Below are 16594 nucleotides of genomic sequence, written 5' to 3'. Positions count from 1 at the left end.
TCTTAGAATAGTGTTAAGGCAGGTGATTGCTTTGATCAATCTTCAGGATGTTTCAAAAGTTTACAAGTCGAAACATGGAGATGTCAATGCTGTCCAAAACGTCTCGCTTTCCATTAAAAAAGGTGAGATTTTTGGAATTATAGGATATAGCGGAGCTGGTAAGAGTTCCTTAATCCGTCTGCTGAACGGCCTTGAGAAACCAACCTCAGGAACCGTGGAAGTGGCGGGAACCAAGATTAATGAAGTAAATGGACGCGGTTTAAGAAAAGCACGCCATGAGATCAGTATGATTTTCCAGCATTTCAATTTGCTTTGGTCGCGGACTGTCAGAGATAATATCATGTTTCCTTTAGAAATTGCCGGGGTGAAAAAGAGCGAGCGGATCAAGCGCGCCAATGAACTGATTAAACTGGTAGGTTTAGAAGGAAAAGAAAAATCATATCCGTCTCAGCTGAGCGGCGGGCAGAAGCAGCGTGTCGGAATTGCCAGAGCGCTTGCAAACAATCCGAAGGTTCTTCTTTGTGACGAAGCGACATCAGCATTAGATCCGCAAACGACAGATTCAATTCTGGATCTATTGTCCGATATTAATGAAAGACTCGGTTTGACGATTGTGCTGATTACGCACGAAATGCATGTCATCCGCAAAATCTGCAACAGAGTCGCCGTCATGGAAAACGGCAAGGTGGTCGAAGAAGGCGAGGTTCTCGATGTCTTTAAAAATCCAAAGGAACAAATGACAAAACGATTTGTTCAGCAGGTGACAGAGCCGGAAGAAACGAAAGAGACGCTTCAGCACCTTCTTGATGATACAGCATCAGGAAAAATGGTTCAGCTCACATTTGTCGGTGAGTCAGCTGAACAGCCTCTGATTACAGAGATGATCAGAAACTTCAATGTCAGCGTCAATATTCTGCAAGGGAAAATTTCGCAGACGAAGGATGGGGCTTACGGTTCACTGTTCATCCACATTGACGGGGACGAGGAAGAAGTGCAAAACGTGATCCGATTCATTAATGACAAACAGGTGAAAGCAGAGGTGATCACGAATGTTTGAAAAATACTTCCCGAACGTTGATTTAACTGAATTATGGAACGCGACATATGAAACACTTTATATGACGCTGATTTCTTTACTGTTTGCTTTTGTCATCGGGGTCATCCTCGGCTTGCTGCTCTTTCTGACGAGCAAAGGAAGCCTCTGGCAGAATAAAGCGGTCAACTCTGTGATTGCGGCCGTTGTTAACATATTCAGATCGATTCCGTTCCTTATTTTAATTATTTTACTATTAGGTTTTACGAAATTTTTAGTCGGCACGATCTTAGGGCCAAACGCCGCATTGCCGGCGCTGGTAATCGGCTCGGCACCATTTTACGCGCGCCTTGTTGAAATCGCGCTGCGTGAGGTGGATAAAGGTGTGATTGAAGCCGCTAAATCAATGGGCGCGAAAACGTCTACGATTATTTTCAAAGTGCTGATTCCGGAATCAATGCCTGCTCTTATTTCTGGCATTACGGTTACTGCCATCGCTTTGATCGGCTCAACGGCAATTGCCGGAGCCATTGGTTCAGGAGGCCTTGGAAACCTTGCGTACGTAGAAGGATATCAGTCTAATAACGCTGATGTTACCTTCGTTGCTACTGTGTTTATTTTAATCATCGTGTTTATTATTCAAATCATCGGTGATCTAATAACAAATATTATAGACAAACGATAAGGGAGGATTTACATTGAAAAAGCTATTTTTGGGTGCATTACTGCTTGTATTTGCAGGAGTTATGGCTGCCTGCGGTTCGAATAACGGCGCTGAATCCGGCAAGAAAGAAATTGTCGTTGCGGCAACGAAAACACCGCATGCGGAAATTTTAAAAGAAGCTGAACCATTGCTGAAAGAAAAAGGCTATACGCTGAAAGTGAAAGTTCTTAGTGATTATAAAATGTACAATAAAGCTTTAGCTGATAAAGAAGTGGACGCGAACTACTTCCAGCACATTCCTTACCTTGAGCAAGAAATGAAAGAAAACACAGATTACAAACTTGTGAATGCCGGCGCTGTTCACTTAGAGCCATTCGGTATTTACTCTAAAACATACAAATCACTGAAAGACCTTCCAGACGGTGCGACAATCATTCTGACAAACAACGTTGCTGAACAAGGCCGTATGCTTGCAATGCTTGAAAACGCTGGATTAATCACTCTTGATTCTAAAGTGGAAACAGTTGACGCAACATTGAAAGACATTAAGAAAAACCCGAAAAACCTTGAATTCAAAAAAGTAGCGCCTGAATTAACGGCAAAAGCATATGAAAACAAAGAAGGAGACGCGGTCTTCATCAATGTAAACTATGCGATCCAAAATAAATTAAATCCTAAAAAAGACGCAATTGAAGTAGAATCAACGAAAAACAACCCATACGCTAACATCATCGCAGTAAGAAAAGGCGAAGAAGATTCTGCAAAAATCAAAGCGCTGATGGAAGTTCTTCACTCTAAAAAGATCAAAGACTTCATCGAGAAAAAATACGACGGAGCTGTGCTTCCTGTATCTGAATAAGACTGAAACCCCGGATGAGAATTCCGGGGTTCAATTATTGACAAAGCCCTAAAACGATATTCGTTTTAGGGCTTTGTCATCTTTTCAGCGTGATTGAAAACCCTTGAAGTCTAGGAAGGCCGAGCATTGGAGCGGAGCGAATGTTGCAATTCGTGAGCACCAACGCGCAGGTCTGACAACGAATGCGAGGGTTTGCTGACACGGTGAAACCTCGGATGAGAATTCCGGGGTTTTTTTCGCGTATTTTCCTAAAAGCTGTTCATAATAAAAAGGAATGTTAAACAGATGGAGGGATTTTCTTTGAATCAAGACAGAGGAAGCATGCAGAACGCATTAAAACAATATAAACATGGTTTAGGCACATTTGAACAAAAGATGCCGCTGATGGGAAGAAAATTTAACGAATTTACTGAACAGTGCTTTGCCGGGAATTCTCTGACTGAAAGAGAAAAACAGCTGATCGCCCTCGGAATTGCCATCAATGCTCAGGACGAATATTGCATGATCTATCATACAAAAGGCTGTCTTGATCAGGGAGCGTCAGAAGAAAACATTCTCGAAGCCGTCAGTGTGGCAGCGGCATTTGGAGGCGGCGCAGCTTTCAGCCAAGGCGTGACAGTCGTTCAACAGTGCATTGAGGAATTCGGAAACACCACGCATTAAGAGAAGGAATATTCCGAAAAACCATTCTCATTTGTTCTGAAAGGATGCTTTCGTCTCATCTGCCGCTATTTCACGCCAAATCGTTTTTGCGGCATCCAACGCAGCACTGGTACAATAAAAAGCAAATATATGAAGGGATTGATTCATTATTTGCAGCAGCCAGGACAGACTGAACCTCGATTATACGTCAGAAATGGAAAAAGCGATGCAGCTGTCACACGGAATTGGATACGAGGAATATGGACGCCGGCTGGAAACAAGAATGAAAGTAGAGCGGCAGAGAGAGCTTGATTATGAAAAAAGCAAGCGGATTTCTGCGGGAGCTTATTGAGAAAATCAATCTTTTAAAAAAGGGTGGGAATCCACTCTTTTTCTTTTTCAATCGCTTTAATAAAGTGCTGATCTTTGTTAAACTTGAGGAATGTGCAAGGCACGATAAAAAGTTGTATTTACTTTTCATTTGTTATAAAATTAGAATGAGAATAAAATGAGAATAATGATTATATATTTTTGGAGGTATAGATATGGCTGCTTCAACATTAACGATCAAAGATCTTCACGTTGAAATCGAAGGGAAAGAGATCTTAAAGGGTGTAAACCTTGAAATAAAAGGTGGAGAATTCCACGCAGTAATGGGCCCGAACGGAACTGGTAAATCCACTTTATCAGCTGCTATTATGGGGCATCCTAAATATGAAGTAACAAAAGGCAGCATCACGCTTGACGGCAAAGATGTACTGGAGATGGAAGTGGACGAGCGTGCGCAGGCAGGCTTATTCCTTGCAATGCAGTACCCAAGTGAAATCAGCGGTGTGACAAATGCCGACTTCCTTCGCTCAGCAATCAACGCGCGCAGAGAAGAAGGCGATGAAATTTCTCTCATGAAATTCATCCGCAAAATGGACGAAAACATGGAGTTCCTTGAAATGGACCCTGAAATGGCTCAGCGCTATCTTAACGAAGGCTTCTCAGGCGGGGAGAAAAAACGCAACGAAATCCTTCAATTAATGATGATTGAACCGAAAATCGCCATCCTTGATGAAATTGACTCAGGCCTTGATATTGACGCTTTGAAAGTTGTATCAAAAGGGATCAACAAAATGCGCAGCGAAAACTTCGGCTGCCTGATGATCACTCACTATCAGCGCCTGTTAAACTACATCACTCCGGATGTTGTTCACGTTATGATGCAAGGTCGCGTTGTAAAATCCGGCGGTGCAGAGCTTGCACAGCGTCTTGAAGCAGAAGGTTATGACTGGATCAAACAAGAACTTGGCATTGAAGACGAAACTGTTGGCCAAGAAGCGTAAGCGTTAGGGGGATTAATATGACACTAGGTACAAAACTATCCGTAGATCAGGAGTATCTCAAAAGCTTTTCCGAAAAGCAACAAGAACCTGCCTGGCTGAAGAACCTGCGCTTACAGGCTCTTGAACAAGCTGAGGATCTGCCGATGCCGAAACCTGACAAAACAAAAATCACAAACTGGAACTTCACGAATTTCGCGAAGCATACAGTGGATAACGAACCGCTTTCTTCATTAGAAGATTTGACTGATGAAGTAAAAGCGCTGATCGACATTGAAAACGAAGATAAAACATTATACGTACAGCGTGACCAGACGCCGGCACATCTTTCTCTTTCTCAAGAATTGAAAGACAAAGGCGTCATCTTCACTGATATTCTGACTGCTGCACGTGAGCACAGCGACTTGGTGGAGAAATACTTTATGAAGGACGGCGTGAAAGTTGACGAACATAAGTTAACTGCACTTCACGCGGCTCTTGTTAACGGAGGAGCATTCCTTTATGTTCCGAAAAATGTTCAGGTGGAGACGCCGGTTCAGGCTGTTTATGTCCACGAAAGCAATGATACAGCTCTATTCAACCACGTGCTGATTGTGGCTGAAGACCACAGTTCTGTAACATATGTAGAAAACTACATCAGCACTGTAAACCCGAAAGACGCTGTCTTCAATATTATCAGTGAGGTCATCACAGGTGATAATGCCAGCGTAACATACGGTGCGGTGGATAATCTGTCAAGCGGTGTGACAACTTATGTGAACCGCCGCGGTGCTGCGCGCGGACGCGACAGCAAAATCGAGTGGGCTCTTGGCCTGATGAACGACGGCGACACGATTTCCGAAAATACAACAAACCTTTACGGTGACGGCACATACGGCGATACGAAAACAGTTGTTGTCGGAAGAGGAGAGCAAACAGAAAACTTCACAACACAAATCATCCATTTCGGTAAAGCTTCTGAAGGCTATATCTTGAAGCACGGTGTGATGAAGGATTCCGCTTCTTCTATCTTTAACGGAATCGGCAAAATCGAACATGGCGCTTCTAAAGCGAATGCGGAGCAAGAATCACGCGTGCTGATGCTTAGCGAAAAAGCACGCGGAGACGCAAATCCTATTCTTTTAATTGACGAAGACGATGTAACTGCAGGACATGCGGCATCTGTCGGCCGTGTGGACCCTATTCAGCTTTACTACCTGATGAGCCGCGGAATTCCGAAAGAAGAAGCAGAACGCTTAGTCATTTACGGATTCCTTGCACCGGTAGTAAATGAACTTCCGATTGAAGGCGTTAAGAAACAATTAGTTTCTGTTATCGAAAGGAAAGTGAAGTAATGAATATCACAGATATTCGTGAACAGTTCCCGATCCTTCATCAGCAAGTGAACGGACATGATCTCGTTTATCTCGACAGCGCGGCGACTTCCCAGAAGCCGCGTGCTGTCATTGAAACACTGGATAAGTATTATAACCAATACAATTCCAATGTTCACCGGGGCGTCCATACACTTGGAACCAGAGCGACAGATGGTTATGAAGGAGCGCGTGAAAAAGTCCGCAAGTTTATTAACGCGAAGTCAATGGCTGAGATTATTTTCACAAAAGGCACGACCACATCACTGAATATGGTGGCGTTAAGCTATGCACGCGCCAACCTGGAACCTGGTGATGAAGTGGTCATCACCTACATGGAGCATCATGCGAATATCATTCCGTGGCAGCAGGCTGTAAAAGCAACTGGCGCCACATTAAAATATATTCCGCTGCAGGAAGACGGAACGATTTCTTTAGAAGACGTCAGAGAAACGGTCACAAGCAACACAAAAATTGTTGCGGTGTCTCATGTATCTAATGTCCTCGGCACGGTCAACCCGATTAAAGAAATGGCTAAAATCGCTCATGACAATGGGGCTATCATTGTGGTGGACGGTGCACAAAGCACGCCTCACATGAAAATTGACGTGCAGGATCTCGATTGCGACTTCTTTGCGCTTTCTTCCCATAAAATGTGCGGACCTACCGGTGTTGGTGTGCTGTACGGAAAGAAAGCCCTGCTGGAAAACATGGAGCCTGCCGAATTCGGCGGTGAAATGATCGACTTTGTCGGGCTTTATGAATCAACTTGGAAAGAGCTTCCGTGGAAATTCGAAGCGGGTACTCCGATTATTGCAGGAGCAATCGGCCTTGGTGCCGCCATTGATTTTCTCGAAGAAATCGGTCTTGATGAGATTTCCCGCCATGAGCACAAGCTTGCAGCTTATGCGCTTGAACGCTTCCGCCAGCTTGACGGCGTAACGGTTTACGGGCCGGAAGAGCGTGCCGGGCTTGTTACATTTAACCTTGATGATGTTCATCCGCACGATGTGGCGACTGTGCTTGATGCGGAGGGAATCGCAGTCAGAGCCGGCCACCATTGCGCGCAGCCGCTGATGAAATGGCTGGATGTAACTGCTACTGCAAGAGCAAGCTTTTATCTGTATAATACAGAGGAAGAGATTGATAAGCTTGTGGAAGCTCTTCAAAAGACAAAGGAGTATTTTACAAATGTCTTTTAATGCAAACTTAGATACATTGTACAGACAGGTGATTATGGATCATTACAAAAACCCGCGAAATAAAGGGGTTTTGAATGACAGCATCGTCGTGGATATGAACAATCCGACATGCGGCGACCGCATCAGACTGACAATGAAGCTTGACGGAGACATCGTGGAAGATGCGAAGTTTGAAGGGGAAGGCTGTTCCATTTCAATGGCATCCGCTTCGATGATGACTCAGGCGATTAAAGGGAAAGATATTGAAACTGCCCTTTCCATGTCTAAGATTTTCTCGGATATGATGCAAGGGAAAGAGTATGATGATTCTATAGATCTCGGGGATATTGAAGCCCTTCAAGGCGTTTCAAAATTCCCGGCCCGTATCAAATGTGCAACCCTGTCATGGAAAGCACTTGAAAAAGGAGTCGCGAAAGAAGAAGGCGGCAATTAAAAGGATTGGAGTGAAAATGGATGGCTAAAAAAATGCCTGATATTGGTGAATACAAGTATGGTTTTCACGACAAGGACGTTTCCATTTTCCGTTCAGAGCGCGGATTGACAAAAGAAATAGTAGAAGATATTTCTCGCATGAAAGAAGAGCCTCAATGGATGCTTGACTTCCGCTTGAAATCACTTGAGCATTTCTACAACATGCCGATGCCTCAATGGGGCGGAGATTTAAACTCACTGAACTTTGACGAAATTACGTACTACGTAAAACCGTCTGAGCGTTCAGAGCGTTCTTGGGATGAAGTTCCTGAAGAAATTAAACAAACATTCGACAAGCTCGGTATTCCTGAAGCTGAACAAAAATACCTTGCGGGTGTTTCTGCTCAGTACGAATCTGAGGTTGTATACCACAATATGAAAGAAGATCTTGAAGCGCAAGGTATCGTCTTTAAAGACACTGACAGCGCGCTGAAAGAGAATGAAGATATTTTCCGTGAGCACTGGGCAAAAGTAATCCCGCCGACTGATAACAAGTTTGCGGCGCTTAACTCAGCTGTTTGGTCCGGCGGATCTTTCATCTACGTGCCTAAAGGCGTAAAGGTTGAAACACCGCTTCAAGCTTACTTCCGTATCAACTCTGAGAACATGGGTCAGTTCGAACGTACGCTGATCATTGTTGACGAAGAAGCAAGCGTCCATTATGTTGAAGGCTGTACTGCGCCTGTTTACACAACAAACTCACTTCACAGTGCGGTCGTTGAGATCATCGTGAAAAAAGGCGGCTACTGCCGTTATACAACGATCCAAAACTGGGCGAACAACGTTTACAACCTTGTAACAAAGCGTACAGTCTGTGAAGAAAACGCAACAATGGAATGGATCGACGGCAACATCGGTTCTAAGCTGACAATGAAATATCCGGCTTGTATCCTAAAAGGCGAAGGCGCGCGCGGTATGACGCTTTCTATCGCTCTTGCAGGTAAAGGCCAGCATCAGGATGCAGGTGCGAAAATGATTCACCTTGCACCAAACACATCATCTACAATCGTATCAAAATCGATTTCAAAACAGGGCGGAAAAGTAACGTACCGCGGAATCGTCCACTTCGGACGCAAAGCGGAAGGCGCCCGCTCTAACATCGAGTGCGATACGCTCATTATGGATAACAAATCAACTTCAGACACAATTCCTTACAATGAAATCTTAAATGATAACATTTCATTGGAGCACGAAGCGAAAGTGTCTAAAGTATCTGAAGAGCAGCTCTTCTACTTGATGAGCCGCGGTATTTCTGAAGAAGAAGCAACTGAAATGATCGTAATGGGCTTTATCGAGCCATTCACAAAAGAGCTTCCAATGGAATACGCAGTTGAAATGAACCGTTTGATTAAGTTCGAAATGGAAGGTTCTATTGGTTAATGATGAAAACTCCTTTGTTTATCAAGGGGTTTAGAGATAGTTTTTAAAATGGCCGGCGTGCCGAATTTGATTGTAGAAGACGAACTTTTGAAGTTCGTCTTCTTTTATTTTTCAGAGACATATCCACTGTTATTTTGATGGTTTTAAGTCCTTATTGATTAGAATATTTCAGACCTGCGCCGGATAGGTTCAGTTTCTATATCACGCAACCATACAGTTGCTTATACTTGACATGCAACTAATGAGTTGCTTATACTCAATATATGAATGGGAACAAAGACGCTATATTCAAAGCACTCGGTGATTCGACTCGGCGGCTTATATTAGACGAATTATCTGAACGCAACGAGCTGACGTTGTATGAACTTACAATACGTCTTATTACAAAGTACGACCTTTCTATTACGCGACAGGCGATAGCTAAACACCTTTCTGTACTGGAGGATGCAGGACTCGTAACATCAAAACGAAAGGGAAAATATCGAGTACTTATATTCAACAACGAACCGCTTAAAAATTTGCTGAAAGGATGGATAGAGTAATTTTATAAAACCAGCACTGACTTTCTGTAAAATGTTGGTTTGTTTTGCTTGAAGCCGGATTGTTTGCACAGTACCATACACCATAAATATCAAAGGAGGAAACAACAATATGAAAATCATTGTGACTAGTATATTCGTGCAAGATCAAGACAAGGCACTGAAGTTCTATACAGAAAAACTGGGGTTTGTAAAAAAGGAGGATGTTCCCATGGGGAAATTCAGGTGGATAACGCTTGTTTCTCCAGATGATCAAGACGGAACCGAGCTTTTACTCGAACCGAATGAACATCCTGCCGCCAAGGAGTATCAAAAGAAGATATTCTCCGAAGGCTTCCCGGCCACAATGTTTGGCGTTGCAGATATTCAAAAAGAGTACAACCGATTAAAGGAAAAAGGCGTGACGTTTACGATGGAACCGACAAAAATGGGCGAAGTCACAATTGCTGTCTTCGATGATACATGCGGTAACCTTATTCAAATTGTACAGAAGTAACCGATTCAGTCGCGTCCTTAAGAAAAACCGCTGGCCACAGGGCCCGCGGTTTTTTACTCTTCTTCTGTCTCCTGATTGATAATTTGCTTTACAGATGATCTGCTGTTATTTTCTCTGTTCATCTCTCGCAATTGAGTATAAGCCATATCGAATTCCTCTTTTGTCATCTGCTTTGCGGCTAATGCAGAGCATAATATAGCAAAAGCAATTGGCATTGTATCAATGTGAATGTCGATATGGACCTCTGAGTTGCCGCTGTTTTTGATAACAGATTCAGTAGTGGGTATCTCTTGAGTATGTCTGTTGAGAGGAATGATGTTTTCGTTCATTAGTCTTCTCCGTCTTGTGACTGCGCCTGTGCCTGATCCTGATCTGTATTCACGCTGACCACAACTTTTGCATTACCGCTGTTTTGGACTTTTGCGACTGCCGCATCGCGTCTGTTTTCTTCATTTTCATGACGATTTTCGCTCATGGTATCATCCTTTCTCTATTGATAGTGACAGGATATTCGATAGGAGAGTAAAGAGATTGGACGAACTTCGCGGTTTTTCCACATTAGGGCAAAAGGTCGAAGGAAAGCATTCTATTTGGTAAAATGAATAGACATTATAATAGAAAAGGTGTTTGCATATGAAATCGTACATCATCGTCGGCGCAGGGATTCTGGGCGCGTCGACGGCTTATCATCTCGCAAAATCAGGCGCTCGCGTTACTGTCATTGATCGGAAAGAGCCGGGACAAGCGACTGATGCGGCGGCGGGGATCGTCTGTCCATGGCTCTCGCAACGCCGTAATCAGGATTGGTACCAGCTTGCTAAGGGGGGAGCCAGGTACTATAAGGATTTAATCCATCAATTGGAAAAAGACGGTGAAACGGATACAGGATACAAACGTGTCGGTGCCATCAGCATTCATACTGACGCGTCTAAACTCGATAAAATGGAGGAAAGAGCGTATAAGAGACGGGAGGATGCGCCGGAAATCGGCGACATTACCCGCTTGTCTGCAAGTGAAACGAAAAAGCTGTTTCCGATTTTAGCTGACGGCTATGAATCGGTTCATATCAGCGGTGCCGCCCGTGTGAACGGAAGAGCGCTGTGCCGGTCGCTTTTAAGCGCTGCAGAGAAACGCGGCGCAACGGTCATCAAAGGAAATGCGTCCTTGCTTTTTGAAAACGGAACAGTCACCGGCGTGCAAACAGATACAAAGCAGTTTGCGGCTGACGCGGTCATTGTGACGGCGGGAGCATGGGCCAATGAGATATTGAAGCCTCTTGGCATTCATTTTCAAGTGTCATTTCAAAAAGCGCAGATTATGCATTTTGAAATGCCAGATGCAGATACAGGATCGTGGCCGGTTGTAATGCCGCCGAGTGATCAGTACATTCTTTCGTTTGATAACGGCAGAATTGTAGCCGGCGCCACACACGAAAACGATGCCGGCCTTGATGATCTTCGTGTGACAGCCGGAGGCCAGCACGAAGTATTGAGCAAAGCGTTAGCCGTTGCACCGGGTCTTGCTGATGCGGCTGCTGTTGAAACAAGAGTGGGCTTCAGGCCGTTTACACCCGGATTTCTGCCGGTCGTAGGGGCCGTGCCGAATGTTCAAGGCCTGTACGCTGCAAACGGTTTGGGTGCTTCTGGACTGACGATGGGGCCGTTCTTGGGTGCAGAGCTCGCAAAGCTAGTTCTCGGAAAGCAGACAGAATTAGACCTTAGTCCTTATCATCCAGCCGGAGCACTTGCATAATAAGCAAGAGCATAACAAACAAATATAATAAAGCTGTTCTAGCTTTTCTTTTCTGTATGTGTTAGCATTTATCTTTAATGAAAAAGAGGACGTGAACTGATTTTGATAAAAATTGATATACCCGCACCGAATGTCACCATCACTGAACGACAGCAGTCAGCTAATGATAACGAACCGAAGATAAAACCGATTCACGGATTCATCGACTTTCACCAGATCCCAAGGGACAAAGGCGGCATTTTTATGTTTTACAACATTCATGACGAGCTGCTGTTTGTCGGTAAAGCCAGAAAGTTAAGACAGAGAATTAAGAAGCATTTCGAAGACACTGTTTCACCAATCAAACATCACAGAGATGAAGTTTATAAAATTGAGGTATGTGTAGTTGATGATCCAATGGAAAGAGAGATTTACGAAACATATATCATCAATACACAGCACTCGAAGTACAATATAGACAAGGTATTTTTTAAATAAGACGTCAGTCTGCGGATTGAACAGCGAAGCCAGAGCTTAAGTCAAGTTCTGGCTTTTGATTTGGGCATTTTTTCGCATATAGACCCTTTGTCTATCATTCGAATAAATTATTGAGAAATTTCAGAAAATAATATTGACAATCCTACCCGCGGACTTTAATATAACATTATATAATGTTATATAACGTTATATAATAAAAACGGGGAGTGAAGGATTTGAGTCAGGCCACAGCAAAAGTAAATCGTGAGGTTCAAGCTTTCTTGCAGGATTTGAAAGGGAAAACCATTGATCATGTATTCTTTGTCGCATGCGGAGGGTCTTCTGCCATTATGTATCCGAGTAAGTATGTGTTTGACAGAGAGTCAAAATCAATAAACTCCGACCTCTACAGCGCCAACGAATTTATTCAGCGCAACCCTGTTCAGCTTGGTGAAAAGTCTCTTGTTATTTTGTGCTCGCATTCGGGAAATACCCCGGAGACAGTCAAAGCTGCTGCGTTTGCAAGGGGCAAGGGCGCACTTACGATTGCGATGACGTTTAAACCGGAGTCTCCTTTAGCGCAGGAAGCGCAATATGTTGCCCAGTACGATTGGGGTGATGAGGCGCTTGCGATCAATACAAACTATGGCGTTTTGTATCAAATCGTTTTTGGCACCCTGCAAGTATTAGAAAACAATACGAAATTCCAACAAGCAATTGAAGGCTTAGATCAATTGCAGGCTGTATATGAAAAAGCCCTTAAGCAGGAAGCTGACAACGCCAAGCAATTTGCAAAAGCCCATGAAAAAGAAAGCATTATTTATACCATGGCAAGCGGTGCAAACTACGGTGTCGCTTACTCCTACAGCATCTGCATTCTCATGGAAATGCAATGGATTCATTCCCACGCCATTCATGCCGGAGAATATTTTCACGGACCGTTTGAAATTATTGATGAATCCGTGCCGTTTATCATCCTGCTCGGTTTAGATGAAACAAGACCTCTTGAAGAGCGGGCGCTTACCTTCTCGAAAAAGTATGGCAAAAAGCTCACTGTGCTTGATGCTGCATCTTACGACTTCACTGCAATTGACGATTCAGTTAAAGGCTATCTTGCTCCGCTCGTTCTCAATCGTGTGCTGAGAAGCTATGCAGACGAGCTGGCAGAGGCGAGAAATCATCCTTTATCTCATAGAAGATACATGTGGAAAGTTGAGTATTGATCTGAAAATGAAGAACCATTATGCATTAGACTATAATGTTATATAACATTATAGTCTAATGTCCAGAGGAGGCCAACCCTTTGAAGAAAATGTTGTTGTTCTTGATCATTGCAGCTGTCAGTATGTTCACCATTGCAGGCTGTTCGAGCCAAAGCAGTTCATCGGACGGAAAGGTGACATTGAAATTTTTCCACAGATGGCCGAAGGAGCCGGAAAAAAGTTATTTTGAAGAGGTTGTTAAGGAATTTGAAAAAGAACACCCAGATATCGATATTCAAATTGAAGCCGTTTTAAATGACTCCTATAAAGATAAAATTAAGGTCATGCTGGGAACCACCAGCCCTCCTGACATTTACTTCTCTTGGAGCGATGAGTTTGCTTTTAAATTTATCAGAGGCAATAAAGCACTTGATCTCTCGTCCTACTACAAAAATGACACCGATTGGTCATCACAGCTCGTTCAATCGCAAATTACACCATTTACTTATGAAAACAAGCAATATGGCGTACCGTGGCAAATGGACGCTAAATCATTCTTCTATAATAAAGACATTTTCCAAAAGCTGAATCTTGATCCCCCGAAGACGTGGGATGAATTAATCGATGTGTCAAAAAAGCTGAAAGAACATGGCTACACACCGATCAGCTTTGGAACAAAGGCGACTTGGACAATCTCGCACTATATCGGCACGCTTAATCAGCGGATGGTCGATGAAAAAACGCGAGACAAGGACTATAACGCCAAAACGGGTGAATTTACTGATGAAGGCTACGTAAAAGCACTTGAAAAGCTTCAAGAGCTGATGCCTTACTTTAATAAACATGTAAACTCCGTCGACCACGAATATGTGAGACAGCAATTTAAGAGCGGAAAGTCGGCGATGATATATGCGGAAACAGCGGAAATCAAGCTGGTTGAACCGGTTAATCTCGGGATGTTCCCATTTCCTGAAATCAGCGGGCAGAAAGGATCTTCAGAAGCGTTAACGGGAGCGCCGGAAGGATTCATGATTTCCTCAAGAACAAAACATCCGAAGGAAGCGATGGAATTTTTGCAGTTCTTGACGTCGAAAAGAATGGGCGAAAAGCTCGTGAAAGATGTCGGGAAATACAGTGCAGTGCAAGGTACGGCTACTGAAGAAAATGCAACAGCTATTCAGCGTGAAGCCGTTCAGCATATTGTTGATGCCAAATCAATGGTTCCATGGTTTGATATGGATGTCGATGTTGAAGTCGCAGATGCGTACCTAACAGGCGTCCAGCAAATGCTTGGCGGCGACATGACACCGCAGCAGGTGATGAAAGCCGTTCAAAAGGCAGCAAAGCAGGTGAGGGCGTCAGCTGAATAAATCAAAGAAAAGGTGAAGCTTCGCACCTTTTCTTTTTATAAAGGAGATGAGATACCCTTGGTCAATCAGAATAAAATAATCCCCTATTTGTTTTTGGTGCCCGCTCTCGTTTTTTTACTTTTCGTTTATATCCCGATTTTTGAGAATGTATTCCTCAGCCTGTTTCAGTGGAGCTCATTTTCTCCGGAAAAAACGTTTATCGGCTTAAAAAACTATGTTGAATTATTTCATGATCCTGTCTTCTATCAGGCACTGACCAATAATGTGCTTTATGCAGTGATCTCAATTGTATGCCAGGTATTTGGCGGTTTGATTTTGGCGGCGGTGCTTGAGGATAAGCTGGTCAGAAAATGGTCGCCGTTTTTTCGTACCGTTTTCTTTTTGCCGGTTGTCATCTCAATGACTGTGATCGCGCTTTTGTTTGATTTTATTTACAATCCGGAGACAGGGCTTTTGAATCAGCTGCTTCAGGCCATCGGTCTTGATCAGCTGACGAGGGCCTGGCTCGGGGATGACAGCACAGCTATGCTTTCTGTCATTTTTGTGTCCCAGTGGCAATCTGTCGGTTATATTGCGATGCTGTACATCGTGTCGATTCAAAAAATACCGGATGAACTGTATGAAGCGGCCCGGCTTGACGGCGCGGGTAAAATTCAGCAGTTTTTTCATATTACTGTTCCCCAGACGAAAGAGATGTCTTTTGTTGCGGTGGTCATGACGCTGACCGGGGCCTTTACGGTCTTTAATGAGCCGTACATTTTGACAGGCGGCGGGCCGGGAAACGCGTCAGAAGTCTTGAGCACGTTTTTATATAAAAGCGCCTTTACAAAGGATATGATGGGCTACGCCTCAGCGATTGCCACTGTCGTGTTAATCATTACGCTTGCATTATCGCTCATGCAAATGAAGTTCTTTAAAACCGGAAAGGAGGAGTAACTGATGCTGCCTCAGAAGAAGACAGATTCGTTCAGATTGGAGCCTGTGCCTGACCAGCACATTGAGGTTAAAGATAAGCCTAGACGAAAATGGTATATCGGAGAAACGTCTGTGTGGGTTTTTCTGTTTCTTTATCTGATTGCGATTGCCTATCCGCTTCTCTGGATGGTGATGAGCGCCTTTAAAAACTCTGACGATATTTTTGAGCACAGCTGGTCGCTGCCGTCTTCGTGGCATCCGGAAAATTTTGTTTCCGCCTGGAACCAGGGGATTTCTTCTTATTTTATGAACAGTGTCATCGTTACGGCGCTGACGTGTGTGATCACTGTCTTTATCAGTGCATGGGCAGCGTATGGCCTTTCCCGGTTTGAGTTTAAAGGAAAAGGATTCTTTTTGGTGCTATGTCTTGGCGGATTGATGCTGACGCCGCAGGTCAGTCTTGTGCCGCTTTATTCTATTATTCAGTCGCTTGGCCTGTACAATACGTATTGGGCGTTAATCCTGCCGTATGCGGCTTATCGGATCCCATTCACCATCATTTTGATCCGCTCTTATTTTTTTTCTATTTCAAAAGAATTGGAGGAGGCGGCCTATTTGGATGGGTGTACAAGTTTTGGAGTATTTTTCAGAATTTTCTTACCGATGAGCGTGCCGATTTTGGTGACATCCGGCATTTTGACGGCTTACCATACATGGAATGAGTTTATGTTTGCGATTATTTTCATAGATGATGAGAATTTGCGGACCATTCCAGCCGGGCTGATGCAGTTCAGAGACGCGCTGCAGACAAACTGGGGCGTCCTGCTGGCGGGGTTAACGATTTCAGCCGCGCCGATTATTATTCTATTTTTATTGATGCAGAAATATTTTGTCCGCGGGATTGCAAGCGGCAGTGTAAAAGGATAAAGGAGG

20 protein-coding genes are annotated in these 16594 nt (G+C 43.8%); 18 read left to right on the top strand and 2 right to left on the bottom strand.

Annotated elements, in window-relative coordinates; all coding sequences use genetic code 11:
* Nucleotides 1-31 precede the first annotated feature (31 nt).
* The 12 genes from metN to glxB all read left to right on the top strand — a co-directional run bounded on the left by metN (nucleotide 32) and on the right by glxB (nucleotide 9966).
* The gene (gene metN, locus NSQ83_RS17310; RefSeq protein WP_003242531.1) at nucleotides 32-1057 is read left to right on the top strand and encodes a methionine ABC transporter ATP-binding protein MetN; all 1026 of its coding nucleotides are present in this window, start codon (nucleotides 32-34) and stop codon (nucleotides 1055-1057) included.
* Nucleotides 1050-1718, top strand: a complete 669-nt coding sequence (metP, locus tag NSQ83_RS17305; RefSeq protein WP_003228593.1) for a methionine ABC transporter permease MetP — start codon at nucleotides 1050-1052, stop codon at nucleotides 1716-1718. The genes metN and metP overlap by 8 nt, the downstream gene beginning before the upstream one ends.
* 13 nt (nucleotides 1719-1731) lie before the next feature.
* Nucleotides 1732-2556 carry a methionine ABC transporter substrate-binding lipoprotein MetQ gene (gene metQ / locus NSQ83_RS17300; RefSeq protein WP_003228595.1) on the top strand — a complete coding sequence of 275 codons (825 nt, stop codon included), beginning with the start codon at nucleotides 1732-1734 and terminating at the stop codon, nucleotides 2554-2556.
* A 285-nt stretch (nucleotides 2557-2841) separates the two neighbouring features.
* Nucleotides 2842-3219 (top strand): carboxymuconolactone decarboxylase family protein, encoded by a 378-nt coding sequence (locus tag NSQ83_RS17295; RefSeq protein ID WP_116315890.1) that lies wholly within the window; start codon nucleotides 2842-2844, stop codon nucleotides 3217-3219.
* A 193-nt stretch (nucleotides 3220-3412) separates the two neighbouring features.
* A complete protein-coding gene (locus NSQ83_RS17290; protein WP_003228600.1) occupies nucleotides 3413-3550 on the top strand; it encodes a hypothetical protein in 138 nt (45 codons plus the stop codon).
* A 193-nt stretch (nucleotides 3551-3743) separates the two neighbouring features.
* Nucleotides 3744-4529 carry a Fe-S cluster assembly ATPase SufC gene (sufC, locus tag NSQ83_RS17285; RefSeq protein ID WP_003151872.1) on the top strand — a complete coding sequence of 262 codons (786 nt, stop codon included), beginning with the start codon at nucleotides 3744-3746 and terminating at the stop codon, nucleotides 4527-4529.
* 17 nt (nucleotides 4530-4546) lie between these two features.
* Entirely contained in the window at nucleotides 4547-5860 is a 1314-nt protein-coding gene (sufD, locus tag NSQ83_RS17280; RefSeq protein WP_128422396.1) for a Fe-S cluster assembly protein SufD, read from the top strand.
* Nucleotides 5860-7080 carry a cysteine desulfurase SufS gene (gene sufS, locus NSQ83_RS17275; RefSeq protein WP_144500535.1) on the top strand — a complete coding sequence of 407 codons (1221 nt, stop codon included), beginning with the start codon at nucleotides 5860-5862 and terminating at the stop codon, nucleotides 7078-7080. Before sufD ends, sufS begins: the two co-directional genes overlap by 1 nt.
* Nucleotides 7070-7513, top strand: a complete 444-nt coding sequence (gene sufU / locus NSQ83_RS17270; protein ID WP_003222809.1) for a Fe-S cluster assembly sulfur transfer protein SufU — start codon at nucleotides 7070-7072, stop codon at nucleotides 7511-7513. The genes sufS and sufU overlap by 11 nt, the downstream gene beginning before the upstream one ends.
* 20 nt (nucleotides 7514-7533) lie before the next feature.
* Complete coding sequence (gene sufB, locus NSQ83_RS17265; RefSeq protein WP_198878516.1) at nucleotides 7534-8931, top strand: Fe-S cluster assembly protein SufB; 1398 nt, start codon at nucleotides 7534-7536, stop codon at nucleotides 8929-8931.
* A gap of 263 nt (nucleotides 8932-9194) precedes the next feature.
* Nucleotides 9195-9473 carry a metalloregulator ArsR/SmtB family transcription factor gene (locus NSQ83_RS17260; protein WP_009968126.1) on the top strand — a complete coding sequence of 93 codons (279 nt, stop codon included), beginning with the start codon at nucleotides 9195-9197 and terminating at the stop codon, nucleotides 9471-9473.
* A 109-nt stretch (nucleotides 9474-9582) separates the two neighbouring features.
* Entirely contained in the window at nucleotides 9583-9966 is a 384-nt protein-coding gene (gene glxB / locus NSQ83_RS17255; RefSeq protein WP_003240869.1) for a methylglyoxalase, read from the top strand.
* A 53-nt stretch (nucleotides 9967-10019) separates the two neighbouring features.
* On the opposite strand, the gene NSQ83_RS17250 is transcribed toward glxB, so the two are convergent.
* A complete protein-coding gene (locus NSQ83_RS17250; RefSeq protein ID WP_003243521.1) occupies nucleotides 10020-10295 on the bottom strand; it encodes a hypothetical protein in 276 nt (91 codons plus the stop codon).
* Nucleotides 10295-10441, bottom strand: a complete 147-nt coding sequence (gene sspG, locus NSQ83_RS17245) for an acid-soluble spore protein SspG (RefSeq protein ID WP_003228613.1) — start codon at nucleotides 10439-10441, stop codon at nucleotides 10295-10297. The genes NSQ83_RS17250 and sspG overlap by 1 nt, the downstream gene beginning before the upstream one ends.
* A gap of 158 nt (nucleotides 10442-10599) precedes the next feature.
* On the opposite strand from sspG, the gene NSQ83_RS17240 reads away from it, so the two are divergent.
* The 6 genes from NSQ83_RS17240 (at nucleotide 10600) to NSQ83_RS17215 (ending at nucleotide 16588) form a co-directional block, all read left to right on the top strand.
* A complete protein-coding gene (locus NSQ83_RS17240) occupies nucleotides 10600-11718 on the top strand; it encodes an FAD-binding oxidoreductase (RefSeq protein WP_198878517.1) in 1119 nt (372 codons plus the stop codon).
* Nucleotides 11719-11820: 102 nt separating this feature from the next.
* Nucleotides 11821-12195 carry a nucleotide excision repair endonuclease gene (locus NSQ83_RS17235; RefSeq protein WP_003228617.1) on the top strand — a complete coding sequence of 125 codons (375 nt, stop codon included), beginning with the start codon at nucleotides 11821-11823 and terminating at the stop codon, nucleotides 12193-12195.
* Between the two features lie 215 nt (nucleotides 12196-12410).
* Nucleotides 12411-13397, top strand: a complete 987-nt coding sequence (gene frlB, locus NSQ83_RS17230; RefSeq protein WP_015251278.1) for a fructosamine deglycase FrlB — start codon at nucleotides 12411-12413, stop codon at nucleotides 13395-13397.
* 80 nt (nucleotides 13398-13477) lie between these two features.
* The gene (locus tag NSQ83_RS17225; protein WP_198878518.1) at nucleotides 13478-14746 is read left to right on the top strand and encodes an ABC transporter substrate-binding protein; all 1269 of its coding nucleotides are present in this window, start codon (nucleotides 13478-13480) and stop codon (nucleotides 14744-14746) included.
* Between the two features lie 57 nt (nucleotides 14747-14803).
* A complete protein-coding gene (locus NSQ83_RS17220) occupies nucleotides 14804-15682 on the top strand; it encodes a sugar ABC transporter permease (RefSeq protein ID WP_014477910.1) in 879 nt (292 codons plus the stop codon).
* A 3-nt stretch (nucleotides 15683-15685) separates the two neighbouring features.
* Nucleotides 15686-16588, top strand: coding sequence for a carbohydrate ABC transporter permease (locus NSQ83_RS17215; protein ID WP_198878519.1), 903 nt, complete (start codon nucleotides 15686-15688; stop codon nucleotides 16586-16588).
* Nucleotides 16589-16594: the final 6 nt, after the last annotated feature.

This window comes from Bacillus sp. PS217 (assembly GCF_037963535.1).
In the GTDB taxonomy this organism is placed as follows: domain Bacteria; phylum Bacillota; class Bacilli; order Bacillales; family Bacillaceae; genus Bacillus; species Bacillus subtilis.
Note: the sequence above shows the minus strand (reverse complement) of the source record. Positions and strands in the feature narration are given on the sequence as shown.